Annotated in this window: 16 protein-coding genes; 11 read left to right on the forward strand and 5 right to left on the reverse strand. The window is 72.3% G+C overall.

Going from position 1 to position 16,428, the window contains the following annotated elements; genetic code table 11:
- Window positions 1-22: 22 nt before the first annotated feature.
- From LQ940_RS09240 to LQ940_RS09250, 3 genes are read left to right on the forward strand one after another with little or no spacing between them, the layout of a single operon-like run.
- Window positions 23-973, forward strand: coding sequence for a PAC2 family protein (locus LQ940_RS09240; RefSeq protein ID WP_231243717.1), 951 nt, complete (start codon window positions 23-25; stop codon window positions 971-973).
- Window positions 973-1,848 carry an acyl-CoA thioesterase gene (locus tag LQ940_RS09245; RefSeq protein ID WP_231243718.1) on the forward strand — a complete coding sequence of 292 codons (876 nt, stop codon included), beginning with the start codon at window positions 973-975 and terminating at the stop codon, window positions 1,846-1,848. Before LQ940_RS09240 ends, LQ940_RS09245 begins: the two co-directional genes overlap by 1 nt.
- On the forward strand, window positions 1,845-2,723 hold the full coding sequence (locus tag LQ940_RS09250; protein WP_231243719.1) for an acyl-CoA thioesterase: 879 nt from the start codon (window positions 1,845-1,847) through the stop codon (window positions 2,721-2,723). Before LQ940_RS09245 ends, LQ940_RS09250 begins: the two co-directional genes overlap by 4 nt.
- Here the strand turns inward: LQ940_RS09250 and LQ940_RS09255 are convergent, their stop codons facing one another.
- Window positions 2,724-3,572, reverse strand: a complete 849-nt coding sequence (locus LQ940_RS09255; RefSeq protein WP_231243720.1) for a MaoC family dehydratase — start codon at window positions 3,570-3,572, stop codon at window positions 2,724-2,726. It abuts the gene before it with no gap.
- 1 nt (window position 3,573) lies between these two features.
- A complete protein-coding gene (locus LQ940_RS09260) occupies window positions 3,574-4,950 on the reverse strand; it encodes a 3-oxoacyl-ACP reductase (RefSeq protein WP_308217436.1) in 1,377 nt (458 codons plus the stop codon).
- An 88-nt stretch (window positions 4,951-5,038) separates the two neighbouring features.
- Here LQ940_RS09260 and LQ940_RS09265 point away from each other — a divergent pair, with 88 nt between their 5' ends.
- Complete coding sequence (locus tag LQ940_RS09265; RefSeq protein WP_231243721.1) at window positions 5,039-6,322, forward strand: acetyl-CoA C-acetyltransferase; 1,284 nt, start codon at window positions 5,039-5,041, stop codon at window positions 6,320-6,322.
- A gap of 85 nt (window positions 6,323-6,407) precedes the next feature.
- Here the strand turns inward: LQ940_RS09265 and LQ940_RS09270 are convergent, their stop codons facing one another.
- From LQ940_RS09270 to LQ940_RS09280, 3 genes are all read right to left on the reverse strand, one after another.
- Complete coding sequence (locus LQ940_RS09270) at window positions 6,408-7,097, reverse strand: TetR/AcrR family transcriptional regulator (RefSeq protein WP_231243722.1); 690 nt, start codon at window positions 7,095-7,097, stop codon at window positions 6,408-6,410.
- A 76-nt stretch (window positions 7,098-7,173) separates the two neighbouring features.
- A complete protein-coding gene (locus LQ940_RS09275) occupies window positions 7,174-8,478 on the reverse strand; it encodes an HNH endonuclease signature motif containing protein (protein ID WP_231243723.1) in 1,305 nt (434 codons plus the stop codon).
- Between the two features lie 100 nt (window positions 8,479-8,578).
- Window positions 8,579-10,093, reverse strand: a complete 1,515-nt coding sequence (locus LQ940_RS09280; protein WP_231243724.1) for an ATP-dependent DNA ligase — start codon at window positions 10,091-10,093, stop codon at window positions 8,579-8,581.
- A gap of 77 nt (window positions 10,094-10,170) precedes the next feature.
- Here LQ940_RS09280 and LQ940_RS09285 point away from each other — a divergent pair, with 77 nt between their 5' ends.
- Genes LQ940_RS09285 through LQ940_RS09315 form a run of 7 tightly spaced genes read left to right on the forward strand, consistent with a single transcriptional unit; the run spans window position 10,171 to window position 16,409 of the window.
- A complete protein-coding gene (locus LQ940_RS09285) occupies window positions 10,171-10,749 on the forward strand; it encodes a TetR/AcrR family transcriptional regulator (RefSeq protein ID WP_231243725.1) in 579 nt (192 codons plus the stop codon).
- Window positions 10,746-11,975 (forward strand): cytochrome P450, encoded by a 1,230-nt coding sequence (locus LQ940_RS09290; RefSeq protein WP_231243726.1) that lies wholly within the window; start codon window positions 10,746-10,748, stop codon window positions 11,973-11,975. Before LQ940_RS09285 ends, LQ940_RS09290 begins: the two co-directional genes overlap by 4 nt.
- Window positions 11,972-12,748, forward strand: a complete 777-nt coding sequence (locus LQ940_RS09295) for an SDR family oxidoreductase (RefSeq protein ID WP_231243727.1) — start codon at window positions 11,972-11,974, stop codon at window positions 12,746-12,748. The genes LQ940_RS09290 and LQ940_RS09295 overlap by 4 nt, the downstream gene beginning before the upstream one ends.
- Window positions 12,745-14,127, forward strand: a complete 1,383-nt coding sequence (locus tag LQ940_RS09300) for a cytochrome P450 (RefSeq protein ID WP_231243728.1) — start codon at window positions 12,745-12,747, stop codon at window positions 14,125-14,127. The genes LQ940_RS09295 and LQ940_RS09300 overlap by 4 nt, the downstream gene beginning before the upstream one ends.
- Before the next feature lie 10 nt (window positions 14,128-14,137).
- Window positions 14,138-14,335, forward strand: coding sequence for a ferredoxin (locus tag LQ940_RS09305; RefSeq protein ID WP_231243729.1), 198 nt, complete (start codon window positions 14,138-14,140; stop codon window positions 14,333-14,335).
- 8 nt (window positions 14,336-14,343) lie between these two features.
- Entirely contained in the window at window positions 14,344-14,952 is a 609-nt protein-coding gene (locus tag LQ940_RS09310) for a hypothetical protein (RefSeq protein WP_231243730.1), read from the forward strand.
- Entirely contained in the window at window positions 14,949-16,409 is a 1,461-nt protein-coding gene (locus LQ940_RS09315) for an aldehyde dehydrogenase (RefSeq protein WP_231243731.1), read from the forward strand. Before LQ940_RS09310 ends, LQ940_RS09315 begins: the two co-directional genes overlap by 4 nt.
- Window positions 16,410-16,428 lie beyond the last annotated feature (19 nt).

Below are 16,428 nucleotides of genomic sequence, written 5' to 3' on the forward strand. Positions count from 1 at the left end.
CGGGTGGGCATATCGTTCCCCCGTGACCTCCGAACCCCGGCTCGTGCACATCGTCGACGACGTCCCCGAGCTCGAGGACGCCTCGGCGCTGACGATGGTCGTGGTGCTGGACGGCTTCCTCGACGCGGGCAGCTCGGCGGCGATCGCCAGCCGGTTCCTCGTGCAGCTCACCGAGGGCCGCGACGGGCGCGACGCCGGTCCCGTGGTCGCCACCTTCGACGTGGACCAGTTCCACGACTACCGCGCCCGGCGCCCGGCGATGTCGTTCATCCGCGACCACTACGAGGCCTACGACGCGCCGCGGCTGGTCGTGCGGCTCCTGCACGACTCCGGGGACACCCCCTATCTCCTGCTCCAGGGTCCCGAGCCGGACAACCGCTGGGAGGCGTTCTCGCGCGCCGTGCGCGAGGTCGTGGAGCGCTTCGGCGTGACCCGGGTCGTGAGCCTCGGCTCGGTGCCCATGGCGGTGCCGCACACCCGGCCGGTCGCGATCACCCACCACGGCAACAACCCCGACCTGCTGACCGGGGAGAGCCCGTGGCGTGGCGAGCTGCGGATCCCCAGCAGCGCTCAGTCGCTGCTCGAGGTGCGCCTGGGGGAGTGGGGGCACGACGCTCTCGGCTACGTCGCGCACATCCCGCACTACCTGGCGCAGCTGGACTACCCGCGCGCGTCCCTGGCCCTGCTCGAGCACCTCGAGCTCGGCGGGCGGCTCACGCTGGACCTGACCGACGTGCGCGCCGAGGCGGAGGCGCGCGAGGAGGAGATCGCCCACTACCTGTCCGCGAACGAGGAGGTCGCGGACGTGGTGGAGGCCCTGGAGCGTCAGTACGACGCGTTCGAGCGGGCCGAGGAGTCGGGGAGCAGCCTGCTGGCCGAGAACCAGCCGCTGCCGACCGGAGACGAGATCGGCCAGCAGTTCGAGCAGTTCCTGGCGGGGCTCGAGCGCCCGGACGACGAGCAGGGCAGCTAGTGCCGCGCAACGCCGAGGAGCTCGTGCGGCTCCTCGATCTCGAGCGCCTCGACGACAACCTGTTCCGGGGCCGGCAGATGCCCTCGACACTGCCGCGGGTGTTCGGGGGGCAGGCCGCCGCCCAGGCGGTGGTCGCCGCCACCCGCACCGTCGACCCGGCGTACGCCGTGCACTCGCTGCACTCCTACTTCCTGCAGCCGGGTGACACGCAGGCGCCCACGATCTTCGACGTGGAGAACCTGCGCGACGGCCGGTCCTTCGCCACGCGGCGGGTGCTCGCCCGCCAGCACGGGCGGCCCATCTACGCGCTGACGGCGAACTTCCAGATCCCCGAGGACGGTTACGACCACGCCGAGCCGATGCCCACGGTGGTGCCGCCCGAGGAGGCCACCGACGTGCGCGCGGCGCAACGCGAGCTGGACCCGGGCCGGGACACCTCGCACGACAGCGAGTGGGACGTCGCGGACTTCCGGTACGTCGGCAGCTCCGCCGACGCGCTGGCGGCGGACGGCGAGCAGACGGCCCGCCAGCAGCTCTGGCTCCGCGTCTCCTCCGCGCTGCCCGAGGACCCGTTCTGGCACGTCGCCGCGTTCACCTACCTCTCCGACATGACCCTGATGGGCGCCGCGCTGGCGCCGCACGGCGTGCGGATGGGGGACCCGGACCTGCTGATCGCGTCGCTGGACCACTCGGTGTGGTTCCACCGCCCGTTCCGCGCCGACGAGTGGTGGCTCTACGACCAGGCCTCGCCCTCGGCGGCCGGTGGTCGCGGGCTCGTGCTCGCCAAGGTCTACGCGCACGACGGCACCCTCGCGGCGAGCGTGGCCCAGGAGGCGCTGCTGCGCCGCCGTGCCCGCGCCGGAGCGCGGTCATGACGACGACGGACGCCGCCGGCCAGGCCGCCACCGACGAGCTCGTCGGCCTGCTCGACCTGGAGCAGCTCGACGTGGACCTGTTCCGCGGTGCCCAGCCGGACTCCGAGCGCGCCCGCGTCTACGGCGGCCAGGTCGCGGCGCAGGCGATGATCGCGGGCACGCGCACCGTGGACTCGGCGTACCAGCCGCACTCGCTGCACTCGTACTTCCTGCTCCCGGGCGACTACCAGGTGCCGATCATCTACGACGTGGAGCGGATCCGGGACGGCCGGGCCTTCGCCACCCGGCGCGTCGTGGCGCGCCAGCACGGGCGCCCGATCTACTACCAGACTCTCAACTTCCAGCGCAGCGAGGACGGCTTCGACCACCAGGACGCGATGCCGTCGGTGGCCGCCCCGGAGGACGGGCTCGACCTGGTCGAGCTGATGCGCGACCGCGGTGGCAAGGATGCCGACGCACTGGGCAAGGAGTGGTCCGCGCTCGAGGTGCGCTACCTCGGGCACACCGGCATGGGGCTGTCGGAGGACCCGCGCCACCCGGCGCAGGCGCGCATGTGGGTCCGGGTCAGGGGCACGCTGGGGGACGACCCGCTGGAGCACCTGGCCGTGTTCACCTACGCCAGCGACGTCAGCCTGCTGGGGGCCGCCCTGGCCGCCCACGAGGTCGATCCCGCCAAGACGATGATGGCCTCGCTGGATCACACGCTGTGGTTCCACCGGCCGTTTCGCGCCGACGGGTGGTGGCTCTACGACCAGTGGTCACCCTCGGCGAGCGGTGGACGCGGCCTGTCGTTCGGTCGGGTGTTCACCCAGGACGGCGTCCTGGCGGCCACCGCGGCGCAAGAAGGACTGATCCGGCCGCGACGCCCCCGCTGATCAGAGGGCGGCGGTCGTCGTCCCGGCGAGGTGCGGTGCGCCGGATCGGGGGTCGCTGAGCGCGAACGCGTAGCCGGCGTCGGTGGGGCGCGAGCCGAACGCGACGGAGCCCGGCAGCAGGATCGGCTTCTTGAAGGCGACGTCGACGCGGACCGCATCGGGCAGCCGGTTCTCCAGTGCGCCGACGCAGCGGGCCATGCTCCACATGCCGTGCGCGATCTGCCGGGGGAAGCCCAGCGCCTTGGCGGTCAACGTGTAGAGGTGGATCGGGTTGTGGTCGCCGGAGACGCCGGCGTACCGGCGGCCGAGGTCGCCCTCGAGCCGCCAGACGGTGCCCGTCGGTGCGACCTCGGGGAACGTCGTGCCGCCGGGTGCCTCGGCGTCGCCCCGGCCGCGGCGCAGGAAGGTCGACGTCTCCTCCCACACCAGCTCTCCACGGGAGTGGACCTTGGTGACCATGTCGAACACGCGGCCCTTGGCGTGGGCGCGCAACTGCTCGGCGTGGGCGGTCACCTGCAGCTCCTCGGTGACGCCGATCGGTCGGTGCTGGGTGATCGAGTTCTCCAGGTGAACCGTCCCGATCGCGGGGAACGGGAACGAGGCGTCGGTCATGATCTGCATGTGCAGGCCGAAGGCCAGCAGGTGCGGGTAGGGCAGGGGGACGACGTCCTTGCGGGGGAACCCGCACAGCGCCGCGTAGGCCGCGGCGTGGTCGACGTCGATCGGCACGTCGTGCCGGGTCAGCGTCAGGTCGGGCAACTCCCCGCCGCTCTTGCGGATGCCGGGGAGCAGGTTGACCCCGGGCAGGGCGGGCAGCGCCGCCTTGACCAGCACGGGCAGGCCGGCCACGTCAGGCCCCCAGCATCATCTGGCCGCACACGCGGACGACGTTGCCGCTGACCGCGGTGGAGGCCGGGTTGGCGTACCAGGCGACGGTCTCGGCGACGTCGACGGGCAGACCGCCCTGCGACATCGCGTTGAGTCGCTGGCCGACCTCCCTGGTCGCGAACGGCACTGCGGCGGTCATCTGGGTGATGATGAAGCCGGGGGCGACGGCGTTGATCGTGATCCCGTCGGTGAGCTCGTCGGCCAGGGAGTCGACGAGGCCGATGACGCCGGCCTTGGAGGCGGCGTAGTTGGTCTGACCGACGTTGCCGGCGATGCCGGCGATGCTCGCGACGCCGATGATGGAGCCACCTTCGTTCACGACCCCCTGCTCGAGGAGCTCGCGGGTGATCAGCTCCGGGGCGGTCAAGTTGACCGCGATCACCGAGTCCCAGCGGGCGTCGTCCATGTTGGCCAGCTTCTTGTCGCGGGTGATCCCGGCGTTGTGCACGACGACGTCGACCCCACCGTGCTTCTCCTTGAGGTGGTGCGCGATCCGCTGCGGGGCGTCCTTGCCGGTGATGTCGAGGGTCAGCCAGTCGCCGTCCAGCTCCTTCATGAGCGACTGCAGCTCGCTGGCGGCCTGGGGGACGTCGACGCCGACCACGGTGGCGCCGTCACGGTGCAGCACCCGGGCGATCTGCTCGCCGATGCCACGGCTGGCACCCGTGACCAGCGCGACCTTGCCGACCAGGGGCTTGGTCCAGTCCTCCACCGTGGGGGCGACGGTCGTCCCGTGGGCGCCGATGCGGACGACCTGACCGGAGACGTAGGCGGACTTGGGGGAGAGCAGGAAGGCCAAGGTGCTGGTCATCGCGCTCTCGGCGCCGTCGGCGACGTAGACGAGCTGCACCGTGCCGCCGCGGCCGATCTCCTTGCCGAGGCTGCGGGTGAAGCCCTCGAGCGCGCGCTGGGCGACGCGCTCGGCGCCGGCGACCGACTCCGGCGGCGTACCGATCACGACGACGCGCGGGCAGGTGTCGAGGCTGCGCAGGACGGGGGAGAAGAACTCACGCAGCGCGTGCAGGTCGGCGCTGGAGGTGAGGCCGGTGGCGTCGAAGACCAGGCCCTTGAACCGGGCGCCGTCCTCGGCGGTCTCGGTCGAGCTGATCTCGAGCGTGTCCAGCAGTCCGGGCAGCGACTCCGCGAGGCGGCCGCGACCGCCGACCAGCACCGTGCCGTCCACGAGCGGCGCGCCCTCGGTGTAGCGCTCCAGCGGGGTGGGCGAGGGCAGGCCGAGGTTCTTGACCAGCAGCTTGCCGAGCGGGGACTGGGTGAAGCCCTGGTAGCGGTCGCTCATGGTGTGCGAGGTCCTCCGTGCGTCGTGGATGTGCAGGTTCATGTAACTCCAGGTGTAACTCGGAGTCCACCTTTCGTGACCTCCCCCTCATTGCCTTCTCCGTGGGCGCCGCGCGCGCGAGGATGGGTCCATGATCGAACGTACCCGTCGCGTCGCCGTGCTCGGCGGCAACCGGATCCCCTTCGCCCGCTCCAACACCGTCTACGCGGGGGTGTCGAACCAGGACATGCTCACCGCCGCCATCGACGGGCTGGTGGCGCGCTACGGCCTCGAGGGTGAGCGCCTGGGCGAGGTCGTGGCCGGTGCCGTGCTCAAGCACGCCCGCGACTTCAACCTGACGCGCGAGTCGGTGCTGGGCTCCAAGCTGTCTCCTGCGACCCCCGCGACCGACATCCAGCAGGCGTGCGGCACCGGCCTGCAGGCAGCGATCCAGGTCGCCAACAAGATCGCCCTTGGCCAGATCGAGGTCGGCATCGCCGGCGGCACCGACACCACCTCGGATGCGCCTGTCGCGATCAGCGACCGGCTGCGCAAGAAGCTGATGAGGGTCAACGCGGCGCGTGACACCAAGTCGCGTCTCGCCGCGCTGGCGGCGATCCGCCCGGGCGACATCGGTCTCGAGATCCCCCAGAACGGCGAGCCGCGCACCGGGTTGTCGATGGGCGAGCACGCCGCGCTGACCGCGCTGGAGTGGCAGATCGGGCGCGAGGAGCAGGACGAGCTCGCGGCGGCCTCGCACCAGAACCTCGCCGCGGCGTACGAGGCCGGCTTCCTCGACGACCAGATCACGCCGTTCCGCGGCGTGGAGCGGGACAACAACCTGCGTCCCGACTCCACCGCCGAGAAGCTCGGCAAGCTCAAGCCCGTGTTCGGCAAGGGCGAGGCGGCCACGATGACGGCGGGCAACTCCACGCCGCTGACCGACGGCGCTTCCGTCGTGCTGCTGGCCTCCGAGGAGTGGGCCGAGGAGCGCGGCCTGCCGGTGCTGGCCTACCTCACGGCCTACGAGACGGCTGCGGTCGACTACGTGCACGGCGGCGAGGGTCTGCTGATGGCGCCGGCGTACGCGATGGCGCGGATGCTGCAGCGCGAGGGGTTGACCCTGCAGGACTTCGACTACTACGAAATCCACGAGGCCTTCGCCTCGCAGGTGCTCTCGACGCTCAAGGCGTGGGAGGACCCGGTGTTCTGCAAGGAGCGCCTCGGTCTGGACGCACCCCTCGGAGCCATCGACCGCGCCAAGCTCAACGTCCACGGGTCCTCGCTGGCCGCCGGACACCCGTTCGCCGCGACCGGCGGCCGGATCGTGAACGTCCTCGCGAAGCTGCTTGCCCAGCAGGGCTCGGGCCGCGGTGTGATCTCGGTGTGCGCGGCCGGCGGGCAGGGCGTGACCGCGATCCTCGAGCGTCCCTGACCTTCGCCTGACCCCAGCACCTGACCAGCAACACGACGCCCGGTCCGCTTCGGGTCCGGGCGGTCGGTGCGTCCGGAGGCCGTCCTCAGGGCCGGACGAGCGCGAGCGCGGTGGCCACCAGATGGTTGCGCACCTGCTCGGGTGAGATCGCGCCCACCGTGGGCACGCCGGGAGAGGCCTCGGCCACGAGGATCCCGACACGGGCGAGCTGCAGCGCGCCCAGGCCGCTGGCGTAGAGCATGTTGGCGAGCAGGGTGGGATCCTCGGTGTCGCTCGAGAACTCACCTGAGTCAATCCCGTTCTGGATCGCGGTCGAGAGCACGGCCAGGCACGACGAGATCCCACGCCCTAGCCGGAACAGCGCCCCCTCGGAGATCTCCTCGAGCAGCTCGCCGCCCGGTCGGCGCATCAGCGCCTGGGCGCAGTCGATGAACGCGGGGTGGGCGATCCCGTAGTCGACGAAGGCCGTCACCAGCCGCTGTAGGGAGTCCGCCGCGTCGTCGCCCTGCTCGGCCGAGTCGGCCAACGCCTCGCGGAGCTCGTCGAGGTAGCCGACCAAGGTGAGCGCGAAGAGCTCTTCCTTGCCGGTGAAGTGCCGGTAGACGATTGCGCGGTTGATGCCGACGGCGCGCGCGATGTCCTCGATCTGGGCCTCCCCGGTGCCTCGCTCGTCGAAGAGCGCGCGGGTGGCGGCGATGATCTCCGCCTCGCGGGCACGCCGTCGTGCCGCACCTGCGCGGCGGCGACCGTCGCTCTCGGGGGCCTTGGTGCTCATGGGGCCAGCGTAGACAGGTGCAACTGAGAGTTGCACACCTGTGACAGGTTCTCGGGGAGCGCCGTCCAACCGAATGTCACTCGCGCCGGGGTCGGTGGCGCACCCAGCCGCGCTCGATGCCGAGTCGCGTCGGTGGTCGGAGCTCCGGGCGTCCGTCATCGGCGATCCGCACCTCCCAAGGCGTCTGGTGGATCGTGCGGTGGTGGTGGCCGCACAGCAGCACCAGGTTGGACAGGCAGGTGGTGCCGCCGTCGGCCCACGACACGATGTGGTGGGCATGGCCCATGACCGGCGGCCGGGTGCACCCCGGGAACGCACAGTGCCGGTCACGCTCGACGAGTGCCCGCCACAGTGGGGCGGTCACCAGCCGGCGAGTGCGCCCGACGTCGAGCACCTCGCCGTCGGTGCCCAGCACCATCGGGACGACATCGGCGTCGCAGGCCATCCTCCGGGCGACCTCGGGGGAGACGTCGAGGCCGTCGTCGGTGCGACCGCGCTCGCACAGCTCCCCGCGCAGCGCCTCGAGGCTCATCGTCACCGTGACCCGCGGTCGGGCGCCGTGCGACTCCGGCGGAAGGTCGGTGTCGAGCGCGTGCTGCGCGATCCCGACGAGCGCGTCCCACATGCGGACGCCGAAGTCCCGGCGGTCGGGGAGCTCCTGGCAGGTCTCGGGATCGACCTGGGGCACGGGCGCCGTGAGCGGCAGCAGGGCCGCGCGCAGGATGGTGCCGTCCTCGACCGACCCGCGGCCCTTGACGGTGATGCCGCCGGCGCCGTCGTCGGTGACGGTGAGGAACCGACGCTGATGCGCGACCCGGTCCTCGCGTGCCAGCTGCGCCTCCGCAGTCCGCGCCGTCCGGTCGGGGTCGACGGCCTCGATGACGTCGCGTCCGTGCCGGGCGAGCTCGGTGGCCGTGCTCCGGGTCGCCTCGTCCAGCAGCTCGCGTTCGACGGTGTCGCGCAGCCTGTCGTCGCCGGGCAGCCGGTCGACCGCGTTGAGGAGGACGTCGGCCTGCTCCGGGCTCACCGTGCCGGACACCAGCGCCTCCAGGGTGGCGGGCCGGTTGTTGACCAGCTCGGTGGCGTGGTCGACGGTCTGCTTCCCTTGGCCCCGGCGTACGCCGGCCAGGTGGGAGTACCAATCGGCGGTCGACCCCCAGCCCAGCCTCTCCTTGGCGATGCCACGCGCGTCGATCTCGGCCAGGAGCTGTGCCTCGAGGGCGCGCTCCGTGGCGCGCATCCCCTGAAGGCTCTCCATCATCGACACGAGAACGACGTCGGGCTCACCGGCCCAGTCGTGGCGGGTCAGCGTGTGGAGGTTGGCAGCCGCCTCCGAGACCTGGTCGTCGGGGGTGGGCAGGGGGAGCGCCGAGATCGCCATGTCCACCAGCGAACCAGCCGGCACCGCCGCTCGCGGGCCACGCCCCTGGGCCTGTGGAGAGCCAGCACGCCCGATCCGCCTGTGGATGGTTTCTGGCCGCTCAGCGCCCGAACAGCTCGCGCACGGTCTCGACGGTGTCGGCTTCCTCGGCCGTCTTGTCCTCGCGGTACCGGACCACCCGGGCGAACCTCAGCGCCATGCCCGCCGGGTAGCGCGGCGACCGCTGGACCCCGTCGAGCGCGATCTCGACCACCTGCTCCGGCCGGACGAAGACCACGTGGCCCTCGCGGTGCGTCTCGAGCCCGAGGAACCGCTCGGTCTGCCAGGCGAGGATCTCGTCGGTCATGCCCTTGAACGTCTTGCCCAGCATCACGAACCCGCCCTCGGCGGTGTCGTCGCGCGCGCCGAGGTGGATGTTGGACAGCCATCCCCGGCGACGTCCCGAGCCCCACTCGACGGCCAGCACCACGAGGTCGAGCGTGTGCACCGGCTTGACCTTGACCCACGATGCCCCGCGCCGACCCGCGTCGTACGGCGCCGCGGGGTCCTTGACCACGACGCCCTCGTGGCCAGCCTCGAGGACTCGGGCCACGAAGGCGGACGCCTCCTCGGGATCGGCGGTCACGATCCGCTCGGCGAGGTGACTCGCGGGGACCAGGCGCTCCAGCGCGGCCACCCGCTCGGTCAGGGGCGCCTCCAGCAGGTCGGCGCCGTCGAGGTGCAGCAGGTCGAAGAAGTACGGCGTCACGTGCACCCCGCTCGCCTGAGCCGTGCGCGACGCCGTCTCCTGGAACGGGCGGGGCCGCCCCTCCTCGTCCATCGCCAGCGCCTCACCGTCCAGCACGAACGACTCCGCTGGAAGCGCGAGCGCCACCGACACCACCTCCGGCAGGCGCGCGGTGATGTCCTCGAGGCTGCGCGTCGCGATGCGCACCGCGTCGCCGGCGCGGTGCACCTGGATCCGGATCCCGTCGAGCTTGGTGTCGATCGACACGGGGCCGCCGCCGCCGGCCTTCGTCATCGCCGCAGCCACCGTCGGCGCCGACGACGCGAGCATCGGCAGCACCGGTCGCAGCACATCGAGGCCCACCCCGGCCAGCGCCTCCTCGCCGCCGGTGAAGGCGAGTCGCGCCACTGCCACTGTCGAGCCGGACAGCATCGCGGCCCGCCGCACGGCGCTCAGCGGCACGCCCGCGGCGGCCGCGACCGCCTCCTGCACCAGCGCGTCCAGCGCCCCCTGGCGGACCTCCCCGGTCACGACCCCCCGCAGCCAGGCCTGCTCCCCGGCCGTCGCCCGCCCGAACAGGTCGGCCACGGCCGCGGAGCGCGCCGCCTGTGAGCCGGCGCCAGACAGCGCGGCCAGGGCGGCGAACGCCGCGTCCACCTCGCGCGCGTCCAGCGAGGGGGAGTCGGCGGGGTGCGGCAGCGAGGTCAGGCCGCGCCAGCCCAGGCCGGTGCGGCGCTGCAGCAGCGTCCCGCCCAGGTAGGCGGTCACGATCTCCAGCTCGTCGACCTCCGTGCGTGCCAGCAGCTCGGCGATGGCGGCGACCTTGGTCTTGCGCGAGCGGGTCGCCGCGACGGCGCCCGAGGTCGTCACCACGTCATGGAGCAGCACCAGGCCAGTCTGGCCGACACCGCCGACACCGCAACCGACCCTTGCGCCGGAATGAGAACACGTTCTAGATTGGACAGGTGTCCAGTCAGGTGTCGAGCCCGCCGCGAGCCGGTCTGAACGCGCGACAGGCCCAGACGGTCGAGCGGTTATTGGCCGCCGCCGACCAGGAGCTGCGTGAGGTCGGGTCCGACGCGCTCACCGTCCGCTCGGTCGCGCTGCGCGCCGGCGTCTCGTCGGCCACGGCCTACACCTACCTCGCCTCGCGCAACCGGCTCTTCGCCGAGCTCTTCCTGCGGCACCTGCACAGCGACCATCCGCCCGCGCCGCGCGGAGCCGACCCGGTCGCCCGCGTCCAGGCGGTCACCCGCCACCTCGCGCGCTCGCTGGCCGCCTCGCCCGAGCTCGCCGCCGGCGTCACCGCGGCCCTGCTCGGCAGCGACCCCGACGTCGACCGGCTGCGCCTGCGCATCGGCGCCGAGTACGTCGAGCGGTTCCGCGAGGCGCTCGGCGAGGGCGCCGACCCCGCCGTCGTCGAGACCCTCGCGCTCGCCTTCTCCGGCGCGCTCCTGCAGGCGGGCATGGGACTGATGACCTACACCGAGATGGGCGAGCGGCTCGACGTCGTCGTCGCCACCATCCTGCGGGGCCACACGTGAGCAGGCTGGGCTTCGACCCGTTCGACTACGGCTTCCAGGAGGACCCGTACCCGGTCTACGCCCGCTGCCGCGCCGAGGACCCGCTCCACCACAACGAGGAGCACGACTTCTGGGTGCTCACCCGCCACGCCGACGTGCAGCAGGCCCTCCGCACCGAGGGCGTCTACTCCAACGCCATGGGCGTCTCCCTCGAGCCCAGCGCCTGGGGCCCGCACGCCCACAAGGTGATGTCCTTCCTGGGCATGGACCCGCCTCGCCAGCAGCGGCTGCGCTCGCTGGTGTCCAAGGGGTTCACCCCGCGCCGGGTCATGGGCCTCGAGCCGCGCATCCAGCAGCTCACCGACCACTACCTCGACCGCTGCCTGGAGCGCGCCCAGGACGGGCAGGGCTTCGACTGGATCACCGACTTCGCCGGCCGGCTCCCCATGGACGTCATCTCCGAGATGATGGGGGTGCCGCAGGCCGACCGCGACGAGGTACGCCGCCTGGCCGACCTCGTGGTCCACCGCGAGGACGGCGTCCACGACGTCCCGCAGGCCGGCATGGAGGCCAGCCTCGAGCTCGTCGGCTACTACGCCGACATGCTCGCGCAGCGCAAGCGGCAGCCGACCGAGGACCTGACCAGTGCGCTGCTCGCGGTGCGCCAGGAGGATGGGCAGAGCGACGGCGACCGGCTCAGCGACGACGAGATCATCGCGTTCCTCTTCCTCATGGTCGTGGCGGGCAACGAGACGACCACCAAGCTGCTGGGCCACGCGCTCTTCCACCTCGCGCGCCACCCCGACCAGCTGGACCGGGTCTTCGCCGACCCCGACTCCGAGCTCGTCGGAGCGTGGATCGAGGAGACACTGCGCTTCGACACCTCCAGCCAGCTGCTCGCGCGCCACCTCCTGCAGGACGTCGCGTTGCACGACAAGGTCGCCCCCGAGGGAGCCAAGCTGGTCCTGGCGATCGGGTCGGCCAACCGCGACGAGCGGGTCTTCCGCCGCCCCGACGACTACGACCTCGACCGGCCCCAGGAGGAGCTCGCCCGGCTCGTCAGCTTCGGCGGTGGCCGCCACTTCTGCCTGGGCGCCAACCTCGCCCGTCTCGAGGCTCAGGTCGCCCTGCGGTCCCTGGTCCGGCGAGTCAGGCGGGTCGAGGTCGCCCACGACGACTGCGTGCGGGTCCACTCCGTGAGCGTGCGCGGGTTCGCCTCCGTCCCGGTGCGCATGGAGGTCCGATGAGCAGGTACGACCAGCCCGCACGCCGCCCCGCCGTCGTCACCGGCGCCTCGTCGGGCATCGGCGCGGCCACTGCGCTGACGCTCGCGCGCGCCGGCCACCCGGTCGCCCTCGGGGCCCGGCGCACGGCACTCTGCGAGGACCTGGCCGACCGGATCCGCGCCGACGGGGGAGAGGCCAGCGTGCATGCGCTCGACCTCACCGACGCGGACTCGGTCACCGGCTTCGCCAAGGCCGTCGCCGCCGACCTCGGCGACATCGAGGTCGTCGTCAGCAACGCCGGCGCCGTGGCGCCCGGCACCACCCACGAGGTCGACACCGAGCGCTTCGCCCGCGAGCTCGACCTCACCCTCGTGGGCGCGCACCGGCTGGTCCGCGCGCTCGTGCCCGGCATGGTCGAGCGCCGCCGCGGGGATCTCGTCTTCGTCTCCTCCGACGTCGCCGTGCGGCCGCGCCCCTTCATGTCGTCCTACGCCGCCGGCAAGTGGGGCCTGGAGGGCATGGCGCAGGCGATGCAGATGGAGCTCGAGGGCACCGGCGTGCGCGCCAGCATCGTGCGGCCCGGCCCTACCTGGAGCGGCATGGGCACCGACTGGGCCGACGACGAGGCGGCGTTCGTGATCGACCAGTGGGTCCGCTTCGGCCTCGCCCGCCACGGCCACCTCCTGAAGCCCGCCGCCGTCGCCGAGGCCATCGCCACGGTGGTCGCTGCACCCCGCGGCGTCCACCTCAACCTCATCGAGGTCTCGCCCGAGGCACCCCTGGAGGAGCCATGACCGACACCGCGAAGAGCCGGCAGACCATCCCCCAGGTCTCCTACGCCGTGCCGGACACCGACGGCTCTGCCGGCGACTGGGGCCACCTCGCCGAGATGCGGGTCGACCCGATCGGGCTCTTCCAGCGGGTACGCGACGAGTGCGGCGACATCGGCCGGTTCCGGCTGGCCGACCGCGACGTGGTGCTCGTCAGTGGCGCGCAGGCCAACGAGCAGTTCTTCCGCGCTCCGGACTCGACGCTCGACCAGGCGGCGGCGTACCCGTTCATGACCCCGATCTTCGGCAAGGGCGTGGTCTTCGACGCCCCGCCCGAGGAGCGCCAGCAGATGCTGAAGAACCAGGCGCTGCGCGGCGACATGATGCGCGGTCACGCCGCCACCATCGAGGCCGAGATCACCAGGATGGTCGGGCGGTGGGGCGAGGAGGGCGAGATCGACCTGCTGGACTTCTTCGCCGAGCTGACGATCTACACGACCAGCAGCTGCCTGATCGGCAAGCCGTTCCGCGAGGAGCTCGACGGCACCTTCGCCCGGCTCTACCACGACCTCGAGAAGGGCACCGACGCGCTGGCGTACGTCGACCCGTACCTCGACATCGAGTCCTTCCGGACCCGCGATGCCGCCCGGCTCGAGCTGGTCGCGCTGGTGCAGGCGATCATCGACAAGCGGGTGGCGCGCGGCACGGTGCCGCGGGAGGAGCGTGACCTGCTGGACGTGCTGATCTCGGTGGAGATGACGGCCGACTACATCACCGGCATCTTCATCTCGATGATGTTCGCCGGGCACCACACCAGCTCCGGCACCGCCGCCTGGGCGCTGATCGAGCTGATGCGCCACCCCGAGGCGATGAGGGACGTCGTCGCCGAGCTCGACGAGCTGTACGGCGACCCCGACGGCACGGGCGCCGTCGAGATCTCCTTCCAGGCGCTGCGGTCGATCCCCCGGCTGGAGGCGGCGCTGAAGGAGACGCTGCGGCTGCACCCGCCGCTGATCATCCTGCTGCGCGTGGTGCAGGAGGAGATCGAGCTGGCCGGCCACACCATCGCCCCCGGCACGATGGTGGCGGCCTCGCCCAAGGTCTCCAACCGGATCCCCGAGGACTTCCCGAGGCCGGACTCCTTCGACCCGGGCCGCTACCTCGACCCGCGCCAGGAGGACCTGGTCAACCGCTGGACCTGGATCCCGTTCGGCGCCGGCAAGCACCGCTGTGTGGGCTCGGCGTTCGCGATGATGCAGCTCAAGGCGATCTTCTCGGTGCTCCTGCGCGACTACGAGTTCGAGATGACCCAGCCGCCGGAGTCGTACGCCGACGACGTGTCCAAGATGGTGATCCAACTCCAGCAGCCGTGCCGGGTCCGCTACCGCAGGCGCTCGTCGTGAGGGGCGTGCGATGAGGGTGATCGCCGACCTCGACCTGTGCCAGGGCCATCAGATGTGCCAGGGCGAGGCGCCCGACGTCTTCGGCTTCGACGCGGGCGATGACGTGGTGGTCGTGCTCCAGGAGCACCCCGACGAGTCCCTGCGCCCGCAGGTGCGGGCGGCCGTGCAGTTCTGCCCTGCCATGGCGCTCGCCATGGCCGACACGTGAGGAACCAGATGAGCGAGTTCACCCGCGCCGAGATCGACGAGTTCTGGCAGGGCTGGCTGGAGGCCAACCGCGAGGCCGAGCGCCGCCGCGACTGGCGGGTCCTGGCCGACCACTACGCCCAGGACGCGACATACGGGTGGATGTACACGCCCGACGAGCACTTCATGGCGGTCGGGCGCGAGGAGATCCGCGAGCTCGCGATCGGCCAGGAGATGGCGGGCCTGGACGGCTGGCACTACGACTACCAGGCCACCGTCGTCGACGAGCGGACCGGCATGGTCGTCGGCTTCTGGAAGCAGCGCTCGGGGATCACGAACGACGAGACCGGCGAGGAGTACGAGATCCTCGGCATCGGCGGCTCCTGGTTCGGCGTGGGCCGCAACGCCGACGGCAGGCTGGAGTTCGCCTGGCAGCGCGACTGGTTCGACCTGGGCTCGACCGCCCAGACGTTCCTGGCCATCGCCGCCTCCGGCAAGGCGCCCCAGGGGCTGCTCGACCGCATGGGCGTGCACGGTCCCTCGCAGCCGGGTCACTACCGGCTCCAGGACCTGCCCTCGCCGGTCTGGCCGCCGCCGGTCGAGCGCGGCGACTTCGTGGTCCAGGACCGGCCCTCATGACCCTGCGTACGCCGCCGCCCCAGCTGCTCGTCGACGGCAGGCTCAGGCCCGCCGGCGACGCCACGACGTACCCGGTCCTCGACCCGGCCACCGGCCGGGAGATCGGCCAGGCACCAGATGCGACCGCCGCCGACGTGGACGCCGCGATCGCCGCGGCGAGGCGGGCCTTCGACGAGTCCGACTGGTCGAGCGACGTGGCGCTGCGGGTGCGCTGCCTGCGCCAGCTCCACCAGGCGCTGCTCGACCACGCCGACGACGTCCGCGCGCTGACCACGGCCGAGGTCGGCATGCCCGGCTTCATGATGGGCGCGGCCGGCTTCGACGTACCGGTCGAGGGGCTGCGGTGGGTCACCGACCTCCTCGAGTCCTACGAGTTCGAGACCGACCTGGGGGTCGCGGAGCCGATGGGCATCGCGTCGCGGCGCACAGTGCGCCGGGAGCCGATCGGCGTCGTCGCGGCCATCACTCCATGGAACGTGCCGACCCAGATCAACCTGGCCAAGGTCGGGCCGGCCCTGGCGGCGGGGTGCACGGTGGTCCTCAAGCCGGCGCCCGACACCCCGTGGCTGGCGTGCGAGCTGGGACGGTTGGTCGCCGAGCACACCGACCTCCCGCCCGGTGTCCTCAACGTCGTCACACCACGCTCCGACCAGGTCGCCGCGGTGCTCGCGACCGACCCGCGCGTGGACATGGTGTCGTTCACCGGCTCCACGGCCACGGGCCGCGCGATCATGGCGGCCGCCGCGCCCACGCTGAAGAAGGTCTTCCTCGAGCTGGGCGGCAAGTCGGCCGCGATCGCGCTCGACGACGCCGACGTCGCGGCGGTCGCCGCCGCCACGGCGTTCACCGCGTGCATCCACGCCGGCCAGGGCTGCGCGATCACCACCCGGCTGATCGTCCCGCGCGAGAGGTACGACGAGGCGGTCCGGGTCGCGGCGGCGACCATGGAGTCCATCGGCGCCAAGGACCCCGCCGATCCCGGCGCGATCTGCGGTCCGGTGATTTCGCAGGCCCAGCGCGACCGGGTCGAGGCCTACCTGCAGCTGGCGGTCGAGGAGGGCGGCACCGTCGCCACCGGTGGCCACGTGATCGACCGGGACGGCTTCTGGGTGCAGCCCACGGTCGTGGCCGGCCTCGACAACGACTCCACCCCGGCCCAGGAGGAGATCTTCGGCCCGGTGCTCGTCGTGATTCCACACGACGGCGACGACGACGCCGTACGCCTGGCCAACGACTCGCCGTACGGGCTCTCCGGCTCGGTCGACTCCGGCTCGCTGGAGCGGGCCAAGGCCGTGGCGGCCCGGATCCGCACCGGCACGCTCTCGGTCAACGGCGGCGTCTGGTTCAGCCCGGACGCCCCGTTCGGCGGCTACAAGCAGTCCGGCCTCGGCCGCGAGATGGGCGTCGCCGGCTTCGAGGAGTACCTGCAGACCAAGACGCTGGCCTTTCCGGCGTGAGCCTGCGAACGCCGAAAGG

It is taken from the genome of Nocardioides sp. cx-173 (assembly GCF_021117365.1).
GTDB lineage: Bacteria > Actinomycetota > Actinomycetes > Propionibacteriales > Nocardioidaceae > Nocardioides.

Excerpts from the sequence above, each read along its gene's own strand:
- LQ940_RS09250 (WP_231243719.1), top strand. The coding sequence starts at position 1,845 with ATGACGACGACGGACGCCGCCGGCCAGGCCGCCACCGACGAGCTCGTC.
- LQ940_RS09260 (WP_308217436.1), bottom strand. The coding sequence starts at position 4,950 with ATGAACCTGCACATCCACGACGCACGGAGGACCTCGCACACCATGAGC.
- LQ940_RS09265 (WP_231243721.1), top strand. The coding sequence starts at position 5,039 with ATGATCGAACGTACCCGTCGCGTCGCCGTGCTCGGCGGCAACCGGATC.
- LQ940_RS09270 (WP_231243722.1), bottom strand. The coding sequence starts at position 7,097 with ATGAGCACCAAGGCCCCCGAGAGCGACGGTCGCCGCCGCGCAGGTGCG.
- LQ940_RS09275 (WP_231243723.1), bottom strand. The coding sequence starts at position 8,478 with ATGGCGATCTCGGCGCTCCCCCTGCCCACCCCCGACGACCAGGTCTCG.
- LQ940_RS09295 (WP_231243727.1), top strand. The coding sequence starts at position 11,972 with ATGAGCAGGTACGACCAGCCCGCACGCCGCCCCGCCGTCGTCACCGGC.
- LQ940_RS09300 (WP_231243728.1), top strand. The coding sequence starts at position 12,745 with ATGACCGACACCGCGAAGAGCCGGCAGACCATCCCCCAGGTCTCCTAC.
- LQ940_RS09305 (WP_231243729.1), top strand. The coding sequence starts at position 14,138 with ATGAGGGTGATCGCCGACCTCGACCTGTGCCAGGGCCATCAGATGTGC.
- LQ940_RS09310 (WP_231243730.1), top strand. The coding sequence starts at position 14,344 with ATGAGCGAGTTCACCCGCGCCGAGATCGACGAGTTCTGGCAGGGCTGG.
- LQ940_RS09315 (WP_231243731.1), top strand. The coding sequence starts at position 14,949 with ATGACCCTGCGTACGCCGCCGCCCCAGCTGCTCGTCGACGGCAGGCTC.